This window comes from Mucilaginibacter sp. P19, assembly GCF_050632265.1.
GTDB lineage: Bacteria > Bacteroidota > Bacteroidia > Sphingobacteriales > Sphingobacteriaceae > Mucilaginibacter > Mucilaginibacter gossypii.
The window spans coordinates 440,217-465,346 of the sequence record NZ_CP192586.1; the positions used below are offsets into that span (position 1 = coordinate 440,217).

Sequence of the window (25,130 nt, forward strand, 5' to 3'; positions counted from 1 at the left end):
TTAAACATGTATTATAAATGGTGGGAAAAAGTAAGGTTTTAATGCTTTCAAAAAGGGCATGTAAGCTTGTATTGCTTTTTATTATACTGCTGTCTGCAACTGAGAGCAGGGGGCAGGGATTGCAGTTTGGTTCAAATGACAGCCTGATGAGCAAGCGCACGTCTTACCAGGTTTTTAAGGATGATCTGCCAACTTTTCATGATCAGCTGGTGATTGGTTTCGACCTTTCATTGTGGGATAATCAGCACCTTGGCTATATTTTAAACTTAACCGATGATAAGGGAAACTCCTACAGCCTGAGTGCGATTTACAATCATGGTTCGTTCCTCAATTTCAATATTGATAGCCGGAGTAATAAACTCAGCATCCCCCTTGCCGATACTATGCTGAAACGGCGTAAATGGTTTAAGGTGATAGTTGATCTTGATCTCAAAGGCGATAAAGTAGGCATATCCATAAACGGAAAATGGTACCGGGCTGTGGGATTGGGTTTTAACGGTAAAATAACCGCGAAGATCACCTTTGGCAAAAACGAACATTATTCGGATGTGCCGAATATGGCCATTAAAAACCTGGTTGTCAGCAATGATGATAAATCCTATACCTTCCGGCTTAGCGAATGGACCGGGAATGATGTTTTTACGATTGACGGAGATAACCTGGGGCATGTTGATAACCCTGCATGGCTTATCAACGAGTCATACTTTTGGAAACAAAAATTCATACACACTTTTAATGAGGTTGCGGGGATCAACTTTAATGAAAAAAATGAGCAGTTCTTTATCTTCAAAAGCGATTCCCTGATGTTTTATGATGCCGGGCGGGATGCAGTAGGAACAAAACCATTCAAAAATAAACTGGCAGTACCCTTACACCTGGGCAAAAGTATTGTAAACCTTAAAGAAAATAAATGTTACATATATGAAGTGCTCAGAGCCCCGCAGCCCGCTCCAAGTATAGCTTCCTTCAACCTCGACAGCCTTAACTGGGATTTTTATGGTAAATCGACCATAATGGAGCAAAGGCATCATCATAATATTTTTTACGATAAATACTTTAATAACTTTTACCTGTTTGGCGGGTACGGGTCGTTTAAATACTATGATAACTTTTTTAAATACGATAAAGCTTCAGATACCTGGCAAAAGCAAATCTTCACCGGCGATGTGATCAATCCCCGGTTCTTTTCGGCTGCAAGTACCGCCAACCAAAACAACGAAGTTTACATTTTTGGCGGCTACGGCAACCAGTCAGGCAACCAGGTAGTAGGCGGGATGCACTATTATGACCTCTACCGGGTTAACCTGGATAAGCATAGCATTAAAAAACTCTGGGAGATCAAGCCGGATGAAGAAGCGTTTGTACCAGCCAATAATCTCATTGTATCAAAAGATAAGCAGTTTTTTTATGTGCTATGTTATCCGCACGAACGGCCTAAAACGAGTTTACGTCTGTACAAATTTTCAATAAAAGATGGGTCGTACCAGGTAGTAAGCGGTACCATCCCGGTTGTGTCCGAACGGATAGAAACAGACCATAACCTGTTTTACAATGCTAAGCAGGATGTATTTTATTGCACTACCCAGGAGTTTGAAACACCATCCCGGTCTACCATAAAAATCTTTGCACTTACCGCGCCGCCCGTGAGCCAGGAGGCATTTGTGGCCGCCCACCAGCCCAAAAGCAAATCTTTTACTTTATACAGGATATTGGGTGGCGCGTCTGCATTTGTATTGTTATGCGGGATTGTCGTGTTTTTCTTAAGGCGGAGAAAGGATAACGATGAACCCGTTACTGTTAACGAAGAGCGTATTGCCGAACAAAAAATTGAAACTGAAACAGGTAACAAAGCCAACGCTGTTTACCTCCTGGGCGAGTTTACTGTTTATGATAAAAATAAACGGGATATTACTTACCTGTTCAGTCCCAAGATCAAGCAGCTGTTTATTCTTATTTTGTTAAACAGCCGCGAAAAGAATGGTGTGGTATCAAAAAAATTTCCACTACGCTATGGCCGGATAAGGATGTGGTCAAAACTAAGAATATCCGTGGTGTGACCATCAATCACCTTCGCAACATACTTTCGGATATAGATGGCCTGGAACTTGCCTTTTTAAATGATACCTATAGTTTTATTAGCACCGAAGATTTTTATTGCGATTATTTTGTGGTGAGAGAGGCACTTAAACAAACTAATATTGGTGAACCATCTGCGTTCAATTATCTCGACTTAGTTGCCCGTGGCGGGCTGTTGCAGCATATTCCTGAAATTTGGCTTGATGATTTTAAACAGGAGTACGAAGAAGCGCTGATGCCGGTTATTTTGCCGGTAATAAAAAAGGCTTATGATGCTTTTGATTATAAAAAAGCACTGGAGATCTCACGTATTGTGTTGAATATCGATCCTTTTAATGATATCGGCATTAAGTTTAAGCTCAAAGCCCTGCGCCGTACCAAAGGTATTGAACATGCCCGGAAAATTTATGAGGAGTTTAGCGTCGAATACGAGAAATCATTAGGAGAAGAATACCCTGTTCCTTTCGAAAAAATCTGCTCCAATAAGTCTGATCAACGTTGATCATAAGCTTAAAAAGTTGCCATTAATGCCCTCTTTAAGGGAAATGAATGTTTTATGAATAAATTCTACTAAATATATAGATTTAATAGAATATTTATATATTTGCAACAGATTAGTTTACAAATGGGGTTCATTTTTAAACTAAATGGCAGGTGCTGGCCGGCAGCAAACGGATGGTTCGATTCCACCCCTGCACCTCTTCTCCTCTCATGATTTATGTTTTATAATTGGTTAGCAAAAAGAGTATTCCTGCCCATCAGGAACTCTTTTGCCTTTTTGGGGAGCAAAACAAATTGTCATTTCGACGAGGTACGAGGAGAAATCTTGTACTACATGTCAGGCAAACTATTCAGGTTGGATTAACAAGCCGTATAAGATTTCTCTTTCGCCCCAACGCTCAAGCCTTTGGGCTCTATCGAAATGACACCGCTTTTTAATTCGGTATGAAAAATGTGCAGGGCGGCAAATTTTAACCAAAACAAGTCTAATTTCCCATTTTCCAGGATAAAATACTTATTAAAAAAATTTAAAAAGTTCTTTTAATTCAAATTTTGTTTTAGTAAGTTTGTATTGATAATGCACAGCATATTATTATACGCACTTTACTTTACCCTCATGTCGGTGAGGATAAACATTTTTGTTAATTGGTTTGATAAAAATCCTCGCCCTTGGCGGGGGTTTTTTGTATAGCGACTTTTTAAACTTTAACATATAACATATAGGTTCTGAGAAAATTATGGCACGATTAAATTTATTGGAAGAGACACGTTACGAGAAGTTACCGGTAAGCGTTTACAACAACCAGCAGGAAGCCTCAGTGGCGGTAGCGAACCGGATAGCAGATCTGATCCGCGCAAAACAAGCCAAAGGTGAAAAAGCGGTATTAGGGCTTGCCACCGGTGTAACCCCAATAGGGGTATATGCCGAACTGGTAAGACAGCACAAAGAAGCAGGCTTGAGCTTTAAGAATGTGATCACTTTCAACCTGGATGAGTACTACCCGATGAAGCCCACAGCAGTTCAAAGCTATGTGACTTTTATGTACGAAAACCTGTTCAGCCATATTGATATAGATAAAGCCAATGTGCACATCCCTGATGGCACTTTGGATAAAGACGAAGTTGTTGCGTTCTGTTTAGCCTATGAAAAGCAAATAGAAGAATTGGGCGGCTTAGACCTTCAGATCCTGGGTATCGGTCGTACAGGCCACATCGGTTTCAACGAGCCGGGTTCTGCACCCAACTCAGGTACCAGGATGGTAACGCTTGACGACCTGACCAGGCGTGATGCTGCCCGCGATTTCGGTGGTAAAGCCGACGTGCCAACCAAAGCCATTACCATGGGGATCGGTACCATCTTCAAAGCCAGGGAAATCATCCTGATGGCCTGGAACAAGAAGAAAGCGCCGATCATCAAGAAAGCGGTAGAAGGAGAGATCTCGGGCGAAGTACCTGCCACTTACCTGCAATTATCACAACATGTGGAATTTGTATTGGATGCAGATGCTGCATCAGAACTGACCAGGTTTGATACCCCGTGGCTGGTAAAAGATTGCGTGTGGGATAACCAGTTAAAGAAAAAGGCTGTGATCTGGCTAGCGAATGAGGTTAACAAACCGGTACTGAAACTAACGGAAGAAGATTACAATAACCACGGCATGGCGCAACTTGCAGTAGAGCAGGGGCCAGTATACAATATCAACATTGATATCTTTAACCAGATTCAGCATACCATCACCGGCTGGCCGGGTGGCAAACCGAATGCGGATGATTCACAAAGGCCGGAAAGGGCACTGCCTGCTAAAAAGAGAAGTATCATTTTTTCACCACACCCGGATGATGACGTGATTTCGATGGGCGGTACATTTATCCGTTTGGTAGACCAGGGGCATGATGTACACGTAGCTTACCAAACATCAGGCAATACCGCCGTTTGGGATGATGACGTGCTAAGGTACATGGAGTTTGCTATCGATTTCACAAAGAGCATCGGCGAAGACACCGCTCATCTTCAAAAGTCATATGAAGATATGCGTGCCTTCTTCCCAACCAAACAACCAAACGAAATTGATACCCAGGAAATCAGAAACGTAAAAGGCTTCATCCGGAAAACGGAAGCGATTTCAGGCGCAAGATACGCAGGCTTACAGGATGATCATATCCACTTCATGGCACTACCGTTTTACGAAACCGGTAAAACGAAGAAGAACTCGGTAGGTGAGGAAGATATTCAATTAACCATCGACCTGCTTCAACAAGTAAAACCACAGCAGATCTTCGCGGCAGGTGACTTTGCAGATCCTAACGGTACGCACCTGGTATGCTTCAAGATCATCTTAGCTGCACTGGACAGGTTAAAAGGTAAAGAAGCCTGGGTAGAAGATTGCTGGCTGTGGATGTACCGTGGTGCATGGCATGAGTTTGAAACTTATGAGATAGAGATGGCAGTACCATTGTCGCCACAGGAAGTGATCCGCAAGCGTAACGCCATCTTCAAACACCAGTCACAGAAGGATACTCCGGTATTCCCAGGTGATGATGCAAGGGAATTCTGGGTAAGAGCAGAAGACCGTACCCGTGACACTGCTCAACGTTATGACCGCCTTGGTTTGGCTGAATACGAAGCTATGGAAGCATTTGTGAGATATAAATTCTAAAATTACAGATCTTAACGTGGAGTTAGATTTACGAAGTTTTTAAAACTTCGTAAATCTTAAAGACTATCAAGAAGTCCTTATTTTGTAACGACCATACGGTTTACCGTACGGTCGTTTTTTTAGGAAATTAATACATTTATAAATAATGAGGGCAAGGTTAACAAAAGTTAAATCAATAGATCTGAAAAAAGCTGCTGTTGAAAAAGCAGTAGCAGAAGAAGCAAAGACAAACCGGCAATCGGATAGAATAGTCATATTAGTCTTAATTTTACTTGGTGTAATCTTTATAGTTTTGGGACTAATCTTTGGATTCCAACGAAGATTATATGTTTCTCAATAGAGGTAATATTGTAGAAATTCAAAATATGCGTAATTGGGACGACTTTTTTACGATAAAGTTGGTCGCATTTATACCCAGCAAAAAAGCCTTCCCAAATGGAAAGGCCTTCAAATTTATAGCTTTCAGCTTTTACCTTTCGGCTTTCAGCCTTAAGATGCCATTTGCTTGCGGATGATATTCAACGCACCGCCTGCTTTAAACCACTCAATTTGCTGGGCATTATAAGTGTGGTTTACAGGGAATGATTCGCTTGAACCATCTTTATGGTGTAATACAACGGTTAACTGTTTGCCTGGGGCAAAAGTAGTTAAGCCGGTGATATCGATGTTATCATCTTCCTGGATCTTTTCGTAATCGTTAGGATCAGCGAAAGTGATACCCAGCATACCTTGTTTTTTAAGGTTGGTTTCGTGGATACGGGCAAATGATTTTACCAATATGGCACGTACACCTAAGTGACGTGGTTCCATAGCCGCGTGCTCACGTGATGAACCTTCGCCATAGTTTTCGTCGCCCACTACTATCGAACCGATACCTGCGGCTTTATACGCACGCTGAGTAGCCGGAACCGGACCGTACTCGCCGGTTAATTCGTTTTTAACGCTATCGGCAGTAAGGTTAAAGTAGTTGATAGCGCCGATCAGCATATTGTTTGAAATGTTATCCAGGTGACCGCGGAATTTCAACCATGGACCGGCCATTGAAATATGGTCGGTAGTACATTTACCTTTAGCTTTGATCAGCAATTTCAGGCCTGTAATGTCGGTACCTTCCCATGCTTTGAATGGCTCAAGCAATTGCAAACGTGATGAAGTTGGAGAAACGATAACTTCAACTTTGCTGCCGTCCTCGGCTGGTGCCTGGTAGCCTGCATCTTCAACAGCGAAACCTTTTACAGGTAGTTCGATGCCTTGAGGCTCATCAAATTTAACTTGCTCACCAGCTTCGTTAGTTAACGTATCGGTAAGCGGGTTAAAAGTTAAATCGCCTGCGATAGCGAAAGCGGTAACAATTTCAGGAGACGCTACGAAAGCATGGGTATTAGGGTTACCATCCTGACGTTTAGCGAAGTTACGGTTAAACGAAGTGATGATAGAGTTTTTACGGGTAGGATCGTCAGTATGACGGGCCCACTGGCCGATACATGGTCCGCAGGCGTTAGCCAATACCACACCGCCCATTTGAGCAAAAGTATCAAGGTAACCGTCGCGGTCAACAGTGTAACGTACCTGCTCAGAACCCGGAGTGATGGTGAACTCGGCCTGAGTTTTTAATTTTTTATCGATAGCCTGTTTAGCGATAGAAGCCGAACGGGTGATGTCTTCGTAAGATGAGTTGGTACATGAACCAATCAAACCAACTTCTAATTTGGTAGGCCAGCCGTTTTCTTTAACAGCGGTAGCAAATTTAGAGATAGGCCATGCCAAATCCGGAGTGAACGGACCGTTTACATGTGGTTCAAGCTCGCTCAGGTTGATTTCGATAACCTGGTCGAAATATTGCTCTGGGTTAGCGTAAACTTCTTCGTCGCCGGTTAGGTGTTCTGCGATAGCGTCAGCAAGTTCAGCTATATCGGCACGTTTTGTACCTTTCAGGTAAGCAGCAGCTTTTTCGTCGTAACCGAAGATAGAGGTAGTAGCACCAATTTCTGCACCCATGTTACAGATAGTACCTTTACCGGTTGCCGACATTGAACGTGCGCCTTCGCCAAAGTATTCAACAATAGCACCGGTACCACCTTTTACAGTAAGGATACCAGCAACACGCAGGATAACGTCTTTAGCTGAAGTCCAGCCAGAAAGTTTACCGGTTAATTTTACACCAATCAGTTTAGGGAATTTAAGCTCCCATGGTAAGCCGGCCATTACGTCGCACGCATCGGCACCACCAACACCAATAGCAATCATACCCAAACCACCTGCATTAGGAGTATGTGAGTCGGTACCGATCATCATACCACCCGGGAAAGCGTAGTTTTCTAACACTACCTGGTGAATGATACCTGCACCGGCTTTCCAGAAACCGATACCATATTTATCAGATACTGAAGCCAGGAAGTCATAAACTTCGCGGTTAACGTCAACAGCGGTGCTTAAATCTTCAACAGCGCCAATTTTAGCCTGTATAAGGTGATCGCAATGTACGGTAGATGGAACGGCAACCTGCGGGCGACCGGCTTGCATAAACTGCAAAAGGGCCATCTGAGCAGTAGCATCCTGCATAGCTACACGGTCTGGTGCAAAATCAACATAGTCAACCCCGCGACCAAATGCTTTTTGAGCATCGCCTTCGCTAAGGTGGGCATATAAAATCTTTTCGGTTAAAGTTAGGGGTTTACCGGTCGCTTTACGGGCAGCATCAACACGTGTGCTGTAGCGGTCGTAAACCTTTTTGATCATATCTAAATCAAAAGCCATTTGTATTTGATTTTTAGGTGAAAAGTAAAAGAAATTGACGTTAAGCCCATTAACTGGCCTTAGAGCGGCGAATTTACAAAAAATAACATTTGAAAGCCCTCAGTGCTTTATACAAATGTTATTTGGATAAGTTCTAAATAAGTTATTGGAGATTAGTGGTTAGAGGTTGGTTGGTTACGGCAACCTTCACTTTTTTGTTGATGAAGATGCATGATACAGTGAAAACTAATGCAGACACCAACAGAACCGGATAATACATCTTTCCAAAAATATCAGGTAGGTCTTGTTTGGAGTTCCCTAAAAACAAAAATGCAAATCCTGTAGTATTTATGGCAGCATGAAAAATCATTCCCGGAATTACGGATTGCGTTTTATAATAGATCCAACCTAAAAATAAGCCCCCGAAAAATGCTGGAATAGCCTGCCAGGGATTTAAGTGCAGTACGCTAAAAAGGATCGCAGAAATGATTATGGCTTTGTTAGGTGCATAATTTTTTAATAATCCTTTTAAAATAATGCCCCTGCATAATATTTCCTCTACGATTGGAGCTATAATAACAACACTCATGAACGAGAACAGATCTTTGGTGAACACCCTCTCAAATATCTCCCGAACCTTCAAAGGCATTGGTAGCAATACCGAAATTCGTTCTAAAATGATTGAGAATGCTGTTGCCGCTATAATCAGCACCGGGATAAGCCACCCTTCAATTTTATTGTAATTTATGGTTGACGGATAACCTTGTTGTTTTTCACTCCTTTTTAAAGTATACTGTATTGCCATTAGTATAGGAGCAGCATTCGTCAATACTTTGAATATCGATCTCACCGCCGGAAATTCTTTTGGAGTATTCATAAATACAATGCCTGCGGTTATTATAACGATGATCAGAAAAACAAGGTACATGAAAAATAGTCTTACAACAGATTTTATATTAGGGTAGGCTATTTTCGGAATATGAGTAATGTTTTCAGGCCCTTTGGCACTTGTTTCAATGTTTGTTACTTCAGACATTTTGCGATTGTTTAGGAAAAAAATTGGCCGGTCATGATAAACGACCAGCCAATTTAAAATTAAAAAATAGTTCGATAAAATATGAACAGATTATTTTTCTCCTTTTGATATAGCAGGAGGCAACTGCTTCAAAATCTCCTCAATAGCCCTGTCCAACTGCGGATCTTTATTTTCCATCCTGTCTGCAAAATCTGTTTTTACATAAATATCCGGTGTCACACCTGTTTTCTCAATGTCCTTGCCATCAAGCGTATAACAGCCCCAGGCCGGGATACGGTAGAATGATCCGTCAACCAAACCTTTGCCACTGGTAAAAATGATCCAGCGGTAAGTTTCGGTGCCGATAATTTTGCCCAGGCCCAGTTGTTTAAAGCCTTGTGAGGTCATCTCGCCGTCGCTAAGGGTTTGCTCATTCATGAGCAGGATGATCGGTTTGGCCGCAGGTGCAAAGTTTGATTGCTGTGCTTTTTTACCATCGCGGTAAGCCCATTGCAAATAGGGTTTTTGAGACAAGAATTTTAAAACATTATCATGTACGTTACCGCCGGTATTATACCTCAGGTCGAGGATAAGCGCGTCCTTGTTATAAGCATCATCAACCATATCTTCCAGGAAATCTTCCAGGGCGCCATCGCCCATGTTTTTCATATATGAATAGGCAATGCGGTTTTTACTTCTTTCTGCAACTGTTTTAGCATTGGTCTTGATCCAGTCGTCGTAAAGATTGCCCGACAGGTCACCGGTTGACTCTGGGTGAAGCTTTACTTTAATATCTTTGCCGCCGCGGCTAAAGGTTAGCTCAATTTCCTTATCAAGCGACGGTTTGCTGAAGTAATAATTACGGTCCTGCTTTTCATCAACCGTAACGCCGTTCACTGCTTTCAGGATATCGCCCGGTTTTACATCAATGCCGGCTCTATCGGCATTACTGCGGGTAGCTATACCGCTAACTTTGTATGGTGAATCATTGTTAAAAATAATTCCGGTTTCCATGGTGCGGTAGCTGAGGGTTTTCTTTTCCTCGCTGCCGTTTGAGTAAAAGCCCTGGTGCGATGAATTGAGCTCGCCAAGCATATCATTCAGCAACAGGCGCAGGTCGGCCCGGTTATTAATATAAGGGACAAATGTTTTATAGCTGTCATGAACCTTTTTCCAGTCGGCCCCGTGGAAATTGCCGTCGTAATAGTTTTCATCCAGTCCGGCCCAGGTTTCATCAAACATCTGTGTAAATTCCCCGGCCATGTTACGGGTAAAACTGTAATTGATATCTAACTTATCCACTTTGTTAGCATCGATGTTTAGGGTATAGATATTGCCTCCGGCCAGTACAAAATATTTATCACCATTGCCAAAAATGTTGTAATTGCCGAAGTCGCCGTTGCCAACTTTTTCAGTTTTAGGGTTTTCAAAAGCTTCAAGGGTGGTACGGTAAAGCGCCCCCTTACCTTCGCTATGGTTTGAGGCATAGTATACCAATGTTTTATCCCCTTTTTGAATCACATAAGGTCCCTGGGCCTGGCCAAACTCCGGGCTGATGCGTTCCAGTCTTTTCATCGGTTCTTCGGTGTCTATCACAATATCGGCAGGCGGTTTAGGCGTTGGCTGCTCAGATAAAGGTTTCTTTTTGTTAGACGCTTTTTTGTCCTTATCCTTTTTGTTTTTATCGTCGTCTTTTTTCTCCTCTTTAAACAGGGCCGTAAACTTATCCATCTTAAAAGGATCATCATACTTTTGCAAAGGCATCCGGTAAACGTGGGCATCTTTTGAGCCGTAAGGATACTCGGGCTGTGTACGGGATGATGAAAAATAAATATACTTACCATCCGGCGACCAGAATGGCGCCGATTCTGTAACACCGCTATTGGTAAGGTTCAGTATTTTCCCGGTTTTTATCTCATAAACAAAAACGTCCATCTCAAAATTGCGGTAAGCGTTGTATACCACGTACTCACCATTTGGCGAAAAGCGTGGAGGAGGGTTGTAGAATCCCCAAAACTCATCGGTAACAATTGTTTTTGAAGTGAGTGTTTTCAGATCCAAAAGTTTCAGTTCATTACGGCCGCTCAGATAAATGGCCTGTGTGCGGTCTTTATTCATACTCAACAGGCGATTGCTGCCTTTATCTGTGGTAAGTTGTTTTTCGGCACCGCTGCCGTCGGCTGCCATGGTGTACCAGTTAGGATAGCCACCCAGGGTTTGACCCAAAATGAGGGTTTTGTTATCGCTCATCCAGCTTACTTCGGTAACGCGTTCGCTGGTATTACGCTCCAGTTTTTTACCGAATTTACCTTCGGCATCGCTTACAAATAATTCGCCGCGGGATACAAAAGCCAGCTTTTTGCCATCGGGTGATAATGCTGCTCCTTCAATTTTACCGCCTGTTTCAAACGATTGGTCTTTGGGCAGTACATTATTGCGGAACAGGTTTAAGCTTAGCTTCTGAGTTTGTTTGGATGCCACATCGTACATAAAAATCTGGTAATCTTTTTCAAAAACAACCTTGCTGCCATCGGCACTTACCTGCGGGCGTTTAATGGATGTCGGGAACTGGGTTAACGCAGTTTTTTTACCATCAATAAAAGTGTACAGGTTATATTCTTCGTTGCCCTCATCGGATACAAAATAGATGTTTCCTTTCTGGTCAAGGGTGGCCCAGAAATCCTTGCCCTGCCAGTCGGTATATTTCTTATAGGCTTTGCTTTTAGGATTGTACGATTGAATATCGGGATTGTAAGCGCCTTTATAATGCTTGCGGTTTGGGAAATAAATACTCTCCCAGGTATTGCTGAAAAATAGCTCGCCTGTTTGCGGATGTTCAACAACGCCGTGAATGGTATTAAAATAATGACCGAACAACCGCACCGGTGTTCCGCCGGTAGCAGCTACTTTGTATTCACTGAAACCATTGTAACGGCTTGAGTTAAAGTAAATGGATTTCGAATCCCAGGTCCAGGAATCCACATTATCGCCGGCATCATTATAGGTAAGTTGCTTGATATCGCCGCCGGCGAGGGGCATCACGTACACATCGTTGTTGCCAAACTGGTTTGATGAAAAGGCCAGCCATTGCCCGTTGGGCGATACCCGCGGACTGGTTTCTTCTCCCTGCATGGCGGTCAATCGCGTGGCGGCTGGGCTGTTGATATCGGCTTTCCAAAGATCGCCTTCGTAACTGAAAATTACAGTTTTGCCATCGGGTGTTAGGGTTGGGTTAGATGTAAAATAGCTTCCGGTTGTTTGGGCTTTAAGGCTGGTTTGGCACAGTGCTGCCAAAAACAATAAGATGTATAGTTTCTTCATATGGTTTAAGTTTTATGAATAAATGTATTTTTGAGCCATGTTAAAAGTGGTGCACCTCAATACGTATGACGGTAATGGCGGCGCGGGCAGGGCCTGCATGCGCCTTAACCGGGCATTACTTAGCCAAAATATCGATTCTAAAATTATAGTACATTATAAATTTGGAAATAATCCTGATATCAAGACTTTTAACCGTAATATTATCCAAAAATCATATACGGCCGCAACTATTATTCTGGAACGGATATTGGCTAAACGTTTTCTAAAACCCGATAGCCGTACACCTTTTTCCTTTACCTGGTTTGGCCGTTCGGTAATCAAACATCCCGATGTTAAAAATGCCGATATCATTCACCTGCATTGGATTAATCATGGCTTTCTGGATCCCAAACATATAGCCGAAATTAGAAAGCTGGGCAAGCCTGTGGTGTGGACCTTTCATGACAGCAATGCCTTTACCGGTGGTTGTCATGTGCGCTATACCTGCAATCATTACCAGCAACAATGCGGTAACTGCCCGCTACTGATCAAATCTGCCGATGATGATATTTCGCACCGCATCTGGCAGCAAAAAAATAGGGCTTATCAGCAACTCGACTTCAACATTATCGCCCCAAGTTTATGGATGCAAGATTCTGTAAAGAAAAGCAGTTTGATGCAGGGCAAAGCCGCAAGCAATATTCCAAATACGCTGGAAACCGATGTTTTTAAACCGATAGACAAAAAGAAAGCAAAATCCAAAGCGGGCCTGTCGACGGATAAATTTATCTTTTTAAGCGGATTTATGCCATCGCGTAAAGATCTGCATAAAGGTACTCAATATCTATTAGAGGGCATGGAACTGCTCAGGCAGCGTTTAGGCGCTGAAACCGATCAGGTAGAACTGGTGGTTTTTGGAAACCGGGGCACAGAAAACCTGCCCGACTTTCCTTTTAAAACCAGTTTCTTAGGAACTATTAATAATGATGAAAAGCTGGCCCTACATTATGCAGCCGCTGATGCTTTTTTGATCCCATCCCTTGAGGATAATTTACCTTACACTGTAATGGAAAGCCTGAGCTGTGGTACACCCGTAATCGCTTTTACTACAGGTGGCATCCCGGATATGGTGCAGCATCAGCATAGTGGTTACCTCGCAACCTATCGTTCGTCCGAAAGTTTTACCGATGGGATGGAATGGATCATTAAGCATCCGGAAAGGGACAAGCTTAACCAACAGGCCCGGCAAACTATCATGGATAGTTTTTCGGAAGAAGTGATCGCTAAAAAGCATATCGAAGTTTATAATCAACTTTTAAACAGGGGAGGTGCCGATGTTTAGTCCCCGGTTAAGCGTTGTTACTATTGTTTATAACAATGTGCGCGATATTGAACGTACCATACAGTCGGTAATCAACCAAACTTATAGCAATATCGAATACGTTATTGTCGATGGTTTATCTAACGATGGCACCTTACAAGTAATTGATCAATACAAAAGTCAAATAACCAAATTCATCAGCGAAAAAGATGGGGGCATTTATGATGCCATGAACAAAGGGCTTGCTTTAGCTACCGGCGATTATGTGATCTTCATGAATTCGGGCGATGAGTTTTATGATAACGAAACCGTTGCCGCTGTTTTTGCCGCTGCAGAGGATGCCGACATTTATTATGGTGAAACAGAAATGATAGCCGATGACGGGAGTAGTTTAGGGCAGCGCCGTCACAAAGCACCAGCTAAGTTTACCTGGCGCGGTTTTAAATATGGCATGAGCATTAGTCACCAGGCTATCTATATCAGGCGTTCGCTGGCAGAACCCTATGACCCAAGATATCAATTGAGTTCGGATATCGACTGGATAATCCGCGCGGCAAAAAAGGCTAAAAAGATTGTGAACGTTAACCGTTACGTGGCCAAATACCTGGTAGGGGGCATGTCAAAGAAAAAGCATCGCCAAAGTTTGATGGAGCGTTTTGAGATCATGAAGCAAAATTATGGCTTGATCCCCACTATTTTTAACCATTTTGTTATCGCCTTTAATTTAGGCTGGTATTGGTTGAAGAATAGGCGTACTAATGATTAGGCCACTTGAGCCTTACCTTAGCTGAAAAATCGTTTAACCCGGTCCCAAAAGCTGATTGGGTAATTTTCTTCTACTTCTAAGGATATTTCATGTTTATCTACCGCTTCAACTAATTTTTCTGCATTAGCATCATCATCCGGTCTAACTCTTTTTATTGTGGGAAGATTGGCGCCTGTAATTGTTTCAAAGCGACTTTTAGCTTTTTCAAAAATTTCTATCTCCTCATTACTACGTGTATCAACGTGAGTGATCTCAGGGAATAAATTACTTGATGTTTTTGCAGATTCACATTCAAAATCCGATAGTATATTTATGTAGATCCGGGTAGCCTCGTCTTTTAAGCCCGCATCTTCGTATCCCCTGGCAAATTGCAGCATATCTTGCCCAATTTCGTACTTTTCGAGCAGATCGGCCACCGATAGGCTTATTTGCGCTTTTGCAGCGGAGGCATTTGCAATGGCCTGCACGTCATTTGTTTCTTTTAATAAATCAATAAACGCCTGTAATTCTTTTCTTAAGGAGGGATCAACTTTATATACGTTTTCAACTTGTGAAAGATATAACCCTTGTTGCATGGTTTTATCAGCTAAAAGTTTTATGAATCCCCCCATTTTAAATACCAGGAACGTTAATGCAATTTTATACTCCTGAAGCTGGTTTTGGGGAATTTCTGATTTGTTTAATACCTTATACAAATCAAAACCTTCTAAAAATTCTTCCTGGTACATATTCGCCTCAAAGCCATAGTCAGTCTCTTCAAAATGGTTGCCGTTTAAAGCCCGCGCAAGAACCTGATGTATTTTTAACTGGCTATTTGAATTTTGGAGGGCAAATTTGAGCTCATCAAATTTGTTTTGCTGTATTAATTCTTTCATTCTATTTGTGATAAGGTTTTTTCAAAGTTACAATCTTTTCAGATTGTGAACCGATTATTATTCTTATCATGAATGTACCCATAAATAATGTACCACAAAAAAAGCGATGAGTATCAACCCATCGCTTTTCTTTAATGTAAGCTTTGATTAAGCTTTTTCTTATCAGCCGGTTTGAGAGCCGGAGCTTTCTTTTTGTTTTCGGTATAAGCGGCACCACCTAAGGCAAGCACCAGTAGGATTGAACCTGCTAATGAAATGTTTTCACCTATGTAGTATGAAGCCGGGTGGAAAATAAATTCAATTTTGTGGTTACCGATTGGGATCTGAGCTGCACGTAATAGATAATCGGCACGGAAATAAGGTTTTTCAACACCGTCGATATACATTTTCCAGCCTTTGTTATAGTATACTTCGGAGAAAACCGCAATTTGTGAGGCGGTAGAACCGCTTGTGTAAACCATATGGTCGGGTGAGTAGCTGGTAAGCTCAATTTTGCCTTCGCCGGCACCTGCTCCCAAAGTTTTTTCGTCGATAATGCTTTTGTATTGTTTATCAACAATAGCTTCATCTTTTGGTGTAAAACTGCTGATGGCTACCATTTCCTGGTCGGCATTGTCGGCATATTTAATGCTTTTTACAAACCACGCATGGCCGCAGGCAGTTTGATTTACCTGCATACCTACGTTTTGTGTTTTTGGATCAGAATTAATAATGTACTTCACGTTCATCATATCCAAAACATCCTGGTTAATGCTTTTGCTTAATTGATTGTCAACAAGCTCCTCCCAGCGTTTTAACCTTGCAGCAGAGTATCCGCCTAACGATTTATAGAAAAATGGTGTAAGACCATCGCCTTTGATTGATTGTGTGGCGTCAAACACCCTAAAATCAGGATCTTTATCTTTCATGATAAACTGGTCAACCTCGCGTGGCTGTGGTGTTTCATTGTCTTGTTTTGGCGCAAAGCTATCGTGATTTAAATAGCGTTTGTCGATACCCCAAAGGTCAACAAGGATCAGCGCCAGGAAAGCAAGCGATGCAACAGTTGGATTGATCTTCTTTTTAAGGAATGCCCATGCAATACCAAATGCTATAGCAATGAATATAAGTGACCGGATAGCATCTGCTTGTGCTATGGATTCCCTGTCGGCAATTAAAGCGCGGGTAAGGGCTGAACTATCAGTTTTAAGGGCCTGACCAATTTGTGCAATAACGCCGGCTTGTTGTTCGCTAACACTGAAAGATAACAGCAATGAAGGTACCACGGCCACAATTAGGACAATGCCACCGGTAATGTAAAAAGCAATTTTTAGTTTTTTAAACAGGCTTTCTTTATCTTCATTTATAATAGCTTCGTTTACTGCTAATACAGCAAGGATTGGGAAGCAGAAACCTACAATTGCCAATATTGAGTCAACTGCACGGAATTTATTGTAAAGCGGGAAATAGTTAAAGAACAGATCAGACAGAAAAGGCCAATTTCTGCCAAATGATAATAGCGTAGTTAAAACCACAGCACCAAGCAACCACCATTTAATACGGTTTTTAACAATCATTAAACCCCATACAAACAGTAAACAAATTACTGCACCAAAATAGAATGGGCCGGCAGTGAATGGTTTATTACCCCAATATAAGGGTAGATAATTGGCCGAAATGCCGGTAACCTGATTAGGGTCGGCTCCACTTGCATTAAGCGCTTTGATTACGTGTGAGTCCGGATCGGTAGAGCCTTGTTCGCCGCCGCCATAAGCGTTAGGAATAAGGAAAGTAATACATTCACCAACACCCTGGCTCCATTCAAAGGCGTAATCGCGTGCCAAACCGTTATTGGGCTCTGCAGCTTGCCTTGTGAGATTTGATTTGCCACGGATGGTTTCATTGCCATAGTCGGCAGTACTCCATAATATGGATGCATTTACAGAAACCGCAAGAAGAGTAGCCGCCGCTATATATCCCAGCGATTTTAGAAAGCTGTTAAGGGTTTTATTTTTGATAGCATGGTAAAGCTCAATACCCACCATGATCAATAAGGCCAGCATCAAATAGTACGTCATTTGTATGTGGTTGGCCCTGATCTCTAACGCAAGAAACAAGGCTGTAACCGCGAAACCAAGTAAATGCTTGCCGCGAAGCGTAAGGATGATACCCGCAAGTATCGGCCCGAAAAATGCTATGGCGAAAGCCTGATTAGCATGCCCGGCAACCAGCAAAATGATATTATATGATGAAAAGGTAAACGCTATTGCACCTGCCGCTGCAAGCCATGGATTAACCTTTAACACAATAAACAGGAAGTATGTACCTAATAAGAATAACAATACTGTACCAACAGGGGTTGGGAAAGTGTAATTTATGGCAGTAACCACCCATGTAGTTAAATTGGCTTTATAAGGTGCCCACACCTGGTAGGTGGGCATACCGCCATAGATCTGGTTGGTCCAGAGTATCGTAGTGTCTTTAGCTTTGTAATCGTTGATTTCTTTTTGGGTTGATAGAGCCCTTGTAACGTCATTGCCGCCTAATGTTTTTCCCTGGAAAGCCGGGGTTAAAAATATAAAGCAGATCATTAAAAAAATTGCAGCTATGGCAAAATGAATGCCGTTACGCTTAAACCAGTTATTCATTTAAGTTTTTTGAAATGGATATTATATTCCTCAAAAATAGAAATTACAATGAGAATAGGAATTATAAGTTTTGTTAAGGAATAACTTAACAGGTTTGCGCACGGCTGCGCAGCAGGAAAAACATGGCAATCAGCACAATGATAGATATTACATAAGCAATAACCTGCACTTTGCCGTAATCTTCGCGGTATTTACGGATGTTGAAAAAGTTGTAAACGCCCAGCGCACCCATGATCACCCAGTAAAAAGTGCTAATCTTAGTGCAATTGGCAAAAATTTGAGTGGCCACTATAAATACGATGACATTGGTGATAATCAGCGTAATTGACTCGGGCGTGTTGTTATGATTTTGACGCCTTCTAAATACAGGGTTGGTGTCCATGATTTTTTGGTTAGGTTTATTTTACTTCTTCGTAATCAACAAATTCACCTTCACTGTCGGGTACACTGCCTTTTTTAGGCTGCGGGATATGGTCGATCCTGATTTTTCCATCAGGTTTTGGGCCTTCATTGTAATTACGTTGTTGCTGTTGATATTGCTGCTGGGCTTTATTCACAACACTTTCAAAAAGAAAAGGCAGCAGGTAACGAGCCAGGCTGCGAATAATGTATAATATACAGATAGATATGATCAGGAAACGAATAAGAATCATACTGTTAATTTTGAGCTTACAAATATAAGGTATATAACGGTAAAATTGTTTTATTATGATTTGGGGATAGCTGACGCTGTTTTAATTTGAAAATAAAGCAATTTGAAGATTTGAAAATGTGGGGACTGTAGTTTTCAAATCTTCAAATCAATAAATTTTCAAATTAAAACTTCTCTTCCATCATCTTTTCCAAAGCAAACATCTCGTCGCGGAGTTTGGCGGCCAAAAGGAAATCCATGTTCTTGGCTGCAGCAAGCATATCTTTTTTGGTGTTGTCGATTGATTTTTTCAGGTCGGCTTTGGTCATATATTGAACTATCGGATCGGCGGCAAGAGTCAGCGTATCGGTTTCTACATAAGCCTGCTGTACACCGCCTTTAAAGTCGACCACCGAGGTTTGCTCCATAATTTCCTCGCGCGTTTTGCCAACCGTTAGCGGTGTAATGCCATGTTGCGTGTTATACGCAATCTGAATTTCGCGGCGGCGGTTGGTTTCATCCATCGTGATCTGCATCGAATCGGTTATGGTATCAGCATACATGATTACACGGCCACGGTCATTACGTGCTGCACGGCCTATGGTTTGGATCAATGAGCGTTCTGACCGAAGGAACCCTTCTTTATCAGCATCCAAAATAGCCACTAAGGATACTTCGGGCAAATCCAATCCTTCACGCAGTAAGTTGATACCTATCAATACGTCAAATTCGCCAAGGCGCAGGCCACGTAAAATTTCCACGCGCTGCAGTGTTTTTACTTCTGAGTGAATATAACGGCATTTTATACCCAGCCTGTCCATGTATTTGGCCAGTTCTTCGGCCATACGTTTGGTAAGGGTGGTTACCAGTACGCGGTCGCCTTTTTTAATTGTTTTATCTACTTCGTCAAGCAGGTCATCCACCTGGTTTATCACCGGGCGAACGTCAATCACCGGATCAAGCAATCCTGTCGGACGGATCACCTGTTCAACCACCACACCGCCTGATTTTTCAAGTTCAAAATCGCCTGGCGTGGCGCTTACATAAACGGTTTGCGGAGCAAGATTTTCAAACTCCTGGAAATTAAGTGGGCGATTGTCCAAAGCCGCCGGCAGGCGGAAGCCATAATCAACCAGGGAGATCTTGCGCGAACGGTCACCTCCATACATGGCCCTGATCTGCGGAACCGTTACGTGACTTTCGTCAATCACCATCAGGTAATCTTCCGGGAAATAATCGAGCAAGCAGAACGGCCTTGCACCGGGCTTGCGCCCATCAAAAAAGCGGGAGTAGTTCTCGATGCCCGAGCAGTAACCCAACTCGCGGATCATCTCCAAATCGTAATTAACCCTTTCTTCAAGCCGTTTGGCTTCCAGGAAACGGCCGTCATCGATAAACTGTTTTTTGCGGGTTTCCAACTCTTCCTGTATAGCCCAGATGGACTGCAGGAAACGCTCTCGGGGGGCAACGTACAGGTTGGCCGGATAAACCACCATGTGTGTCATTTTTTCGATGGTTTTACCTGTGCCAATATCAAAGGCGCTTAACTCTTCAATATCATCACCAAAAAAGGAGATGCGGTAGGCATAATCCAGGTAAGCCGGAAAAATATCCACTGTATCACCCTTAACCCTGAATGTCCCTCGTTTAAAATCGGCAGTGGTGCGGGCGTATAAAATTTCAACTAAGCGATGTAAGAAAGCATTCCTGCTGATGCGCGTGCCTACGGCAAATTTGAAAACCGAATCGGCAAAATCATCGGGGTTGCCCATGCCGTAAATGCAGGATATAGACGATACCACGATCACATCGCGCCTGCCCGACATTAAAGCCGAAGTAGTACGTAAACGAAGCTTTTCTATTTCCTCGTTTATCTGCAGGTCCTTTTCAATGTAGGTGTTGGTGGTAGGAATAAATGCCTCCGGCTGATAATAGTCGTAGTACGACACAAAGTAGTTCACCGCGTTTTCGGGAAAGAACTGCTTAAACTCGCCATAAAGCTGTGCCGCTAATGTTTTGTTGTGGCTCAGGATCAGCGTAGGTTTTTGCGTTTGTGCTATAATATTGGCAACCGTAAAGGTTTTGCCCGATCCGGTAACCCCCAAAAGGGTTTGATAGGGGTCGCCGTTATTGATACCTTCAACCAGCTGCCTTATAGCTTCAGGCTGGTCGCCGGTTGGTTTATATTGAGATGTTAATTGAAAATCCATGTTGTTATGTAAAAATACAAATAATCCAGAAACAGGGTTTGCAAATCAAAATAAGTACATGGTAATGACAACCGTATGTCAACATTGTTGTGCCGGGGGTAATAAATTACATTTCCGCCTTTAAACGTAACGCCCTATCCAAAAAACTCTGCTGCTTTATTTTCTCTTCGGCTTCAATAATAGCCTTCATCAGGTTGTTTTGAGTATCGGCAATTTCCGCGGCGGCCGCTTTCATAATTTCCCAAACGGGTTTCATGCGCACAATAAGTTCCTGGCCTTTTGTTGTTAACATGATAAGACGCTTCCTTTCATCGGCCTTGTCCTTTTTTGATCGGATCAATTTCTCTTTTTCCAATTCTTTTAACAGACTGATGGTTGAAGGATGGGTGTAGCCAATTTCTGTTGCGATTTCCACCACGCTTAAAACAGGCTTAAAATGCAAAGTATAAATAACAGGGAACCATTTGGGTTCAAAATCAATATTACTGGCTTTGTATACAAGTACACCGTCTTTGCGCAGCTGCTCGGCCAGGCGCTGCAACCTTGTTGAAATTGCTAAAATTCCCGATTCGTCAATAACATTCATTATATCGCTGTTAATTGTTCAAATGTAACTCATAAAAAATGGTATCTGCAGCCATAAGCGGGAATGATTCAGGCAAATCCTGTTTGGCAAGGTGTGTAAAGCCATTTTTTTCATAAAAGCGATGGGCCGCTTTCAGCATCTCAACAGTACCTAAATAAATGTGGGCAATGTTGTTTTGTTTGCAATAATCAATAAGATTATTGAGCAGTAACTGCGCAATACCCAGCTCCTTTCCCCGGTATTCTTTAAGTACAAACATTTTGCGTATGGCCGCCGAATTATTATCAAAAGCAATAAGTGCTATGGTGCCAACAAGTTGTTTGTTATATATCGCTCCCCAAAAATCTCCGCCGGTTTGGTGGTAATTGGTTTCAATATCAAACAGGTCGGGCTGGGCTTCAAGCGTGATTGGCACATTAAATTCAATTTGCTGAATTGGTAAAATGATATCAATGATCTGCTGGCAATAAGTATTGTTGAGTGAGCTAATAACAGGTGTAGTATCCATGACTTTAATATTTATGTACAAATCTACGTAGTTAACTACGTAAATTCAAAATTTATTATCCTTCCTATGGTGCGGTATGACATTTAATAAACAAATAGTGATACTATTGCTCAAAAACGCTTAAATTTAAGCATGATTTTCATCCTCAATAAAACCAATACCATTGCCAACCAGTTTCTGGCTGAATTACGGGATGCCGTTATTCAGCAGGATAAGGCACGTTTTAGGCGGAACCAGGAAAGGTTAGGAGTTATATTGGCTTATGAGCTGAGCAAAGCATTACATTACGAAACCAAAGAAATTCAAACCCCTTTGGGTACAGCCAGTGTTAATATGCCGGCCGATGAACCGGTGCTGGGTATTATATTGCGCGCCGGTCTGCCTTTTCACCAGGGTTTTATGCAGTTTTTTGACCGGTCGCCCTCTGCATTTATCACAGCTTATCGCAAGGTGAAGCGTAATGGCAGCTTTTTGATCCAGGTTGATCATATCTCAACCCCTAACCTTGATGATAAGATCTTTATTTTGTGCGATACCATGCTGGCTACCGGGCAAAGTATTGTATCGGTTTGTAAGGAGTTAATGGCTCAGTATAAAATAAAGGAGCTGCACATTGCCGCTGTAATTGCCAGTACCGAAGGTGTGGCGCATGTAAAGGCAAACCTACCAAAAGCCAAATTGTGGCTCTGCGCTGTCGACGATGAAATGACCAGCAAATCTTATATTGTACCTGGTCTGGGTGATGCGGGCGACCTGGCATTTGGGGAAAAAGTGTAGTTTGATTTCGAATTTCGGATGTTCGATTTCGGATTTAGTTTGATTTGGGATTTATTTTGATTTCGAATTTCGGAATTGGGATTTCGGATTTAGTAATATTGAAATTCTTAATTTTGAATTTTTAAGCAGGGAAAAAATTTCGAAATCGAATATCCGAAATCCGACATGAAACAATACAAACACATCTTCTTTGATCTCGATCATACCATCTGGGATTTCGATAAAAATGCCGAAGAGGCCCTGCATGAGTTATATGTTATTCACCGGCTTGGCGAAATTGGGCTGCAATCTGCCGAATTGTTCATCGAAACTTATACCCGGAACAATCACCGCCTTTGGGCACAGTATCATATCGGCGAGATCACCAAAGATGAACTGCGGGAGGCTCGTTTCAAATCAACTTTTACTGATCTTGGTTTGCATCCCGACCTGATGCCGCTTGATTTTGAGGATGCTTACGTAAAGCTTTGCCCTACCAAAACCAACCTGTTTCCGCATGCGCACGAAACATTACAATATCTGCAATCAAAATATACCCTGCACCTGATCTCGAATGGGTTTAAAGATTCAACACGGATAAAAATCGCGGGGACCGATCTGGCCAAATATTTTCAGAACATTATCATCTCCGAAGATGTTGGCGTTAACAAGCCGGACAAAGCCATATTTCAACACGCGCTTGACCTGGCCGGGGCATCGAAACAAGAAAGTGTAATGATCGGCGACAGCATTGAAGCTGATATCCGCGGGGCGCTTGGTTTTGGGATAGATGCCATTTATTTTAATCCTTTTAATGCGGAAAAGCCTCAGGATATCCCCGTGCAGATAGCTCATTTAAAAGAGTTAACTTTACTTTTATGAGTATCTCCAAAGAACGTAAAGCTATTGATGCAGCCCTTGATGAATACCGCAAACAACTGGATGTTATCCCCGATGAGTTGTTTGATGTTACCCCGGAAGATGGCGGCTGGTCGTTTGCCGAGGTTTACAGCCATATTATGCAGGCTACGCTGGGTTCATCAATCGCGCTTGAACGTTGTACCCACGGCAATTGCGAGCCAACTAAAAAAGGCATTAATTGGGAAGGCCGGATCCTGCTGTTGTTAGGTAAATTTCCGCCGGTTAAAACAACAGTCCCCAATGCGGTAAGCGATAAAATGGCTGCCAATAAGATCAGTAAGGAAGATGCCAAAAACCTGATCATCAAATGCCGCAAGCGGGTTGAAACGACTATGCCCCTCATTGCCGAATCATCGCCGGCTAACAGATACAAGCACCCGCGTATGGGAATGCTTAATGCCAGGCAATGGTTTAAATTTATCCGCATTCATTTAGAGCACCACTTGAAACAACTTAACAGGATCAAAAATAAATTTAATACAGCAAAGTAACCTTTTATATTTAATGTAGTCTTAACAGTAGGATAATGTTAAATTTCAGACATTTGTAAAAATCTTTGTGATGAATTTTGAGTATGCTTATTTGGTAGTTATAGGGTTGCTGATCCTGGTCGGCTGCTTCTATGCAAGTCCATATGAATTGACTGTTAACGAAGATGAGGACGACGAGTAATCGTTGCTTTATTAATGAAAATGTTGTTTTCCGGCATATCTTGCCGGCCTGTAAAATAGCCCCTTAATTTAATGGCAAAACGCGAAGTTGATATTGTAGTAATATCTGATGTGCACCTTGGTACTTACGGCTGTCACGCAAAAGAGTTGCTTAAATATTTAAAAAGCATCAAGCCCAAAATCCTTATCCTTAACGGCGATATTATTGATATTTGGCAATTTAGTAAATCATACTGGCCCGAGGCACATATGAAAGTAGTGCGCCGCATCCTGAAGTTTGTTACCGATGGCATCCCGGTTTATTATTTAACCGGCAACCATGACGAAATGCTGCGCAAGTTTACCGATTTTAACATGGGCACTTTTCAGCTGCTTGATAAGCTCGTGTTAAATATCGATGGTAAAAAAGCCTGGATCTTTCATGGCGACGTGTTTGACGTTACCATGCAGCACTCCAAATGGCTGGCTAAACTCGGGGCGGTTGGTTATGACACATTGATTTTGATCAACAGTTTTGTAAACTGGTTCCTTACCGCTATTGGCAGGCAAAAAATGAGCTTTTCGCAAAAGGTGAAAGCCAGTTTTAAAGAAGCAGTAAAATTCATTAACCAATTTGAGCAAACCGCGGCCGATCTGGCTGTCGATAAACAATATGGCTACGTGATCTGCGGTCACATTCACCATGCCGAAATCAGGGAAATTACGTCTACACAAAATACAGGCTCGGTACTTTACCTTAACTCGGGCGATTGGGTAGAAAGTTTAAGCGCTCTTGAATATCACAATGGCAAATGGGAAGTGTTTAAATACAAGCCGGATGATTTCAATACAGATGCTGATGAAGAAGACAAAACTGATTCGGAAGATCTGAACGCTATGCTCGATGTTAAAAACTTGTTGGAGCGCTTTAAACACGAACACGATTAAATTACTTACCGAAAACATTTTTCTTTACTAAATTAAGCCCCTGAAT

General features: G+C 42.2%; 19 protein-coding genes. 9 read left to right on the top strand and 10 right to left on the bottom strand.

The window, feature by feature from the left end:
* The first annotated feature begins 17 nt into the window (after positions 1 to 17).
* The 3 genes from ACQ86K_RS02210 (at position 18) to nagB (ending at position 5,234) form a co-directional block, all read left to right on the top strand.
* Entirely contained in the window at positions 18 to 2,057 is a 2,040-nt protein-coding gene (locus ACQ86K_RS02210; protein WP_431199719.1) for a Kelch repeat-containing protein, read from the top strand.
* Positions 2,027 to 2,578, top strand: coding sequence for a hypothetical protein (locus ACQ86K_RS02215; protein ID WP_431199720.1), 552 nt, complete (start codon positions 2,027 to 2,029; stop codon positions 2,576 to 2,578). Before ACQ86K_RS02210 ends, ACQ86K_RS02215 begins: the two co-directional genes overlap by 31 nt.
* A gap of 736 nt (positions 2,579 to 3,314) precedes the next feature.
* On the top strand, positions 3,315 to 5,234 hold the full coding sequence (gene nagB / locus ACQ86K_RS02220; RefSeq protein WP_431199721.1) for a glucosamine-6-phosphate deaminase: 1,920 nt from the start codon (positions 3,315 to 3,317) through the stop codon (positions 5,232 to 5,234).
* Positions 5,235 to 5,723: 489 nt separating this feature from the next.
* Here nagB and ACQ86K_RS02225 read toward each other — a convergent pair whose 3' ends face one another.
* The 3 genes from ACQ86K_RS02225 to ACQ86K_RS02235 form a co-directional block, all read right to left on the bottom strand.
* Positions 5,724 to 7,991, bottom strand: coding sequence for an aconitate hydratase (locus ACQ86K_RS02225; protein ID WP_091174508.1), 2,268 nt, complete (start codon positions 7,989 to 7,991; stop codon positions 5,724 to 5,726).
* A 142-nt stretch (positions 7,992 to 8,133) separates the two neighbouring features.
* A complete protein-coding gene (locus ACQ86K_RS02230; protein WP_091174510.1) occupies positions 8,134 to 9,006 on the bottom strand; it encodes a CPBP family intramembrane glutamic endopeptidase in 873 nt (290 codons plus the stop codon).
* A 90-nt stretch (positions 9,007 to 9,096) separates the two neighbouring features.
* Positions 9,097 to 12,306 carry a S41 family peptidase gene (locus ACQ86K_RS02235; RefSeq protein ID WP_091174512.1) on the bottom strand — a complete coding sequence of 1,070 codons (3,210 nt, stop codon included), beginning with the start codon at positions 12,304 to 12,306 and terminating at the stop codon, positions 9,097 to 9,099.
* Between the two features lie 37 nt (positions 12,307 to 12,343).
* On the opposite strand from ACQ86K_RS02235, the gene ACQ86K_RS02240 reads away from it, so the two are divergent.
* Both ACQ86K_RS02240 and ACQ86K_RS02245 read left to right on the top strand, forming a co-directional pair.
* A complete protein-coding gene (locus ACQ86K_RS02240) occupies positions 12,344 to 13,627 on the top strand; it encodes a glycosyltransferase family 4 protein (RefSeq protein WP_091174515.1) in 1,284 nt (427 codons plus the stop codon).
* A complete protein-coding gene (locus ACQ86K_RS02245; RefSeq protein ID WP_091174517.1) occupies positions 13,620 to 14,372 on the top strand; it encodes a glycosyltransferase family 2 protein in 753 nt (250 codons plus the stop codon). The genes ACQ86K_RS02240 and ACQ86K_RS02245 overlap by 8 nt, the downstream gene beginning before the upstream one ends.
* A gap of 17 nt (positions 14,373 to 14,389) precedes the next feature.
* Here ACQ86K_RS02245 and ACQ86K_RS02250 read toward each other — a convergent pair whose 3' ends face one another.
* The 7 genes from ACQ86K_RS02250 to ACQ86K_RS02280 form a co-directional block, all read right to left on the bottom strand.
* A complete protein-coding gene (locus ACQ86K_RS02250; protein WP_091174519.1) occupies positions 14,390 to 15,247 on the bottom strand; it encodes a hypothetical protein in 858 nt (285 codons plus the stop codon).
* A 131-nt stretch (positions 15,248 to 15,378) separates the two neighbouring features.
* Positions 15,379 to 17,874 (bottom strand): hypothetical protein, encoded by a 2,496-nt coding sequence (locus tag ACQ86K_RS02255; protein ID WP_431199722.1) that lies wholly within the window; start codon positions 17,872 to 17,874, stop codon positions 15,379 to 15,381.
* Positions 17,875 to 17,959: 85 nt separating this feature from the next.
* Positions 17,960 to 18,256: a hypothetical protein gene (locus ACQ86K_RS02260; protein ID WP_091174524.1), complete on the bottom strand. Its 297-nt coding sequence runs from the start codon at positions 18,254 to 18,256 to the stop codon at positions 17,960 to 17,962.
* Between the two features lie 16 nt (positions 18,257 to 18,272).
* The gene (locus ACQ86K_RS02265) at positions 18,273 to 18,527 is read right to left on the bottom strand and encodes a DUF4834 family protein (RefSeq protein WP_091174527.1); all 255 of its coding nucleotides are present in this window, start codon (positions 18,525 to 18,527) and stop codon (positions 18,273 to 18,275) included.
* Between the two features lie 163 nt (positions 18,528 to 18,690).
* A complete protein-coding gene (gene uvrB, locus ACQ86K_RS02270; protein ID WP_091174530.1) occupies positions 18,691 to 20,715 on the bottom strand; it encodes an excinuclease ABC subunit UvrB in 2,025 nt (674 codons plus the stop codon).
* A gap of 106 nt (positions 20,716 to 20,821) precedes the next feature.
* Complete coding sequence (locus ACQ86K_RS02275) at positions 20,822 to 21,301, bottom strand: MarR family winged helix-turn-helix transcriptional regulator (RefSeq protein ID WP_091174532.1); 480 nt, start codon at positions 21,299 to 21,301, stop codon at positions 20,822 to 20,824.
* A 10-nt stretch (positions 21,302 to 21,311) separates the two neighbouring features.
* Positions 21,312 to 21,809, bottom strand: coding sequence for a GNAT family N-acetyltransferase (locus tag ACQ86K_RS02280; protein WP_091174534.1), 498 nt, complete (start codon positions 21,807 to 21,809; stop codon positions 21,312 to 21,314).
* 132 nt (positions 21,810 to 21,941) lie between these two features.
* On the opposite strand from ACQ86K_RS02280, the gene upp reads away from it, so the two are divergent.
* The 4 genes from upp to ACQ86K_RS02300 all read left to right on the top strand — a co-directional run bounded on the left by upp (position 21,942) and on the right by ACQ86K_RS02300 (position 25,084).
* Positions 21,942 to 22,586: a uracil phosphoribosyltransferase gene (gene upp / locus ACQ86K_RS02285; RefSeq protein WP_091174537.1), complete on the top strand. Its 645-nt coding sequence runs from the start codon at positions 21,942 to 21,944 to the stop codon at positions 22,584 to 22,586.
* A gap of 165 nt (positions 22,587 to 22,751) precedes the next feature.
* Positions 22,752 to 23,447, top strand: a complete 696-nt coding sequence (locus tag ACQ86K_RS02290; protein WP_091174540.1) for a YjjG family noncanonical pyrimidine nucleotidase — start codon at positions 22,752 to 22,754, stop codon at positions 23,445 to 23,447.
* Positions 23,444 to 23,977, top strand: a complete 534-nt coding sequence (locus tag ACQ86K_RS02295) for a DinB family protein (protein ID WP_091174543.1) — start codon at positions 23,444 to 23,446, stop codon at positions 23,975 to 23,977. The genes ACQ86K_RS02290 and ACQ86K_RS02295 overlap by 4 nt, the downstream gene beginning before the upstream one ends.
* 252 nt (positions 23,978 to 24,229) lie before the next feature.
* Positions 24,230 to 25,084, top strand: a complete 855-nt coding sequence (locus ACQ86K_RS02300) for a UDP-2,3-diacylglucosamine diphosphatase (RefSeq protein ID WP_091174545.1) — start codon at positions 24,230 to 24,232, stop codon at positions 25,082 to 25,084.
* Positions 25,085 to 25,130 lie beyond the last annotated feature (46 nt).

Bases quoted from the DNA above. Each gene is read 5' to 3' on its own strand.
- uvrB (WP_091174530.1), bottom strand. From the start codon at position 20,715: ATGGATTTTCAATTAACATCTCAATATAAACCAACCGGCGACCAGCCT.
- ACQ86K_RS02265 (WP_091174527.1), bottom strand. From the start codon at position 18,527: ATGATTCTTATTCGTTTCCTGATCATATCTATCTGTATATTATACATT.
- ACQ86K_RS02280 (WP_091174534.1), bottom strand. From the start codon at position 21,809: ATGGATACTACACCTGTTATTAGCTCACTCAACAATACTTATTGCCAG.
- ACQ86K_RS02240 (WP_091174515.1), top strand. From the start codon at position 12,344: ATGTTAAAAGTGGTGCACCTCAATACGTATGACGGTAATGGCGGCGCG.
- ACQ86K_RS02300 (WP_091174545.1), top strand. From the start codon at position 24,230: ATGGCAAAACGCGAAGTTGATATTGTAGTAATATCTGATGTGCACCTT.
- ACQ86K_RS02230 (WP_091174510.1), bottom strand. From the start codon at position 9,006: ATGTCTGAAGTAACAAACATTGAAACAAGTGCCAAAGGGCCTGAAAAC.
- ACQ86K_RS02295 (WP_091174543.1), top strand. From the start codon at position 23,444: ATGAGTATCTCCAAAGAACGTAAAGCTATTGATGCAGCCCTTGATGAA.
- ACQ86K_RS02245 (WP_091174517.1), top strand. From the start codon at position 13,620: ATGTTTAGTCCCCGGTTAAGCGTTGTTACTATTGTTTATAACAATGTG.
- ACQ86K_RS02225 (WP_091174508.1), bottom strand. From the start codon at position 7,991: ATGGCTTTTGATTTAGATATGATCAAAAAGGTTTACGACCGCTACAGC.
- ACQ86K_RS02235 (WP_091174512.1), bottom strand. From the start codon at position 12,306: ATGAAGAAACTATACATCTTATTGTTTTTGGCAGCACTGTGCCAAACC.
- nagB (WP_431199721.1), top strand. From the start codon at position 3,315: ATGGCACGATTAAATTTATTGGAAGAGACACGTTACGAGAAGTTACCG.
- ACQ86K_RS02290 (WP_091174540.1), top strand. From the start codon at position 22,752: ATGAAACAATACAAACACATCTTCTTTGATCTCGATCATACCATCTGG.
- ACQ86K_RS02275 (WP_091174532.1), bottom strand. From the start codon at position 21,301: ATGAATGTTATTGACGAATCGGGAATTTTAGCAATTTCAACAAGGTTG.
- ACQ86K_RS02210 (WP_431199719.1), top strand. From the start codon at position 18: ATGGTGGGAAAAAGTAAGGTTTTAATGCTTTCAAAAAGGGCATGTAAG.
- ACQ86K_RS02255 (WP_431199722.1), bottom strand. From the start codon at position 17,874: ATGAATAACTGGTTTAAGCGTAACGGCATTCATTTTGCCATAGCTGCA.
- ACQ86K_RS02250 (WP_091174519.1), bottom strand. From the start codon at position 15,247: ATGAAAGAATTAATACAGCAAAACAAATTTGATGAGCTCAAATTTGCC.
- ACQ86K_RS02260 (WP_091174524.1), bottom strand. From the start codon at position 18,256: ATGGACACCAACCCTGTATTTAGAAGGCGTCAAAATCATAACAACACG.
- upp (WP_091174537.1), top strand. From the start codon at position 21,942: ATGATTTTCATCCTCAATAAAACCAATACCATTGCCAACCAGTTTCTG.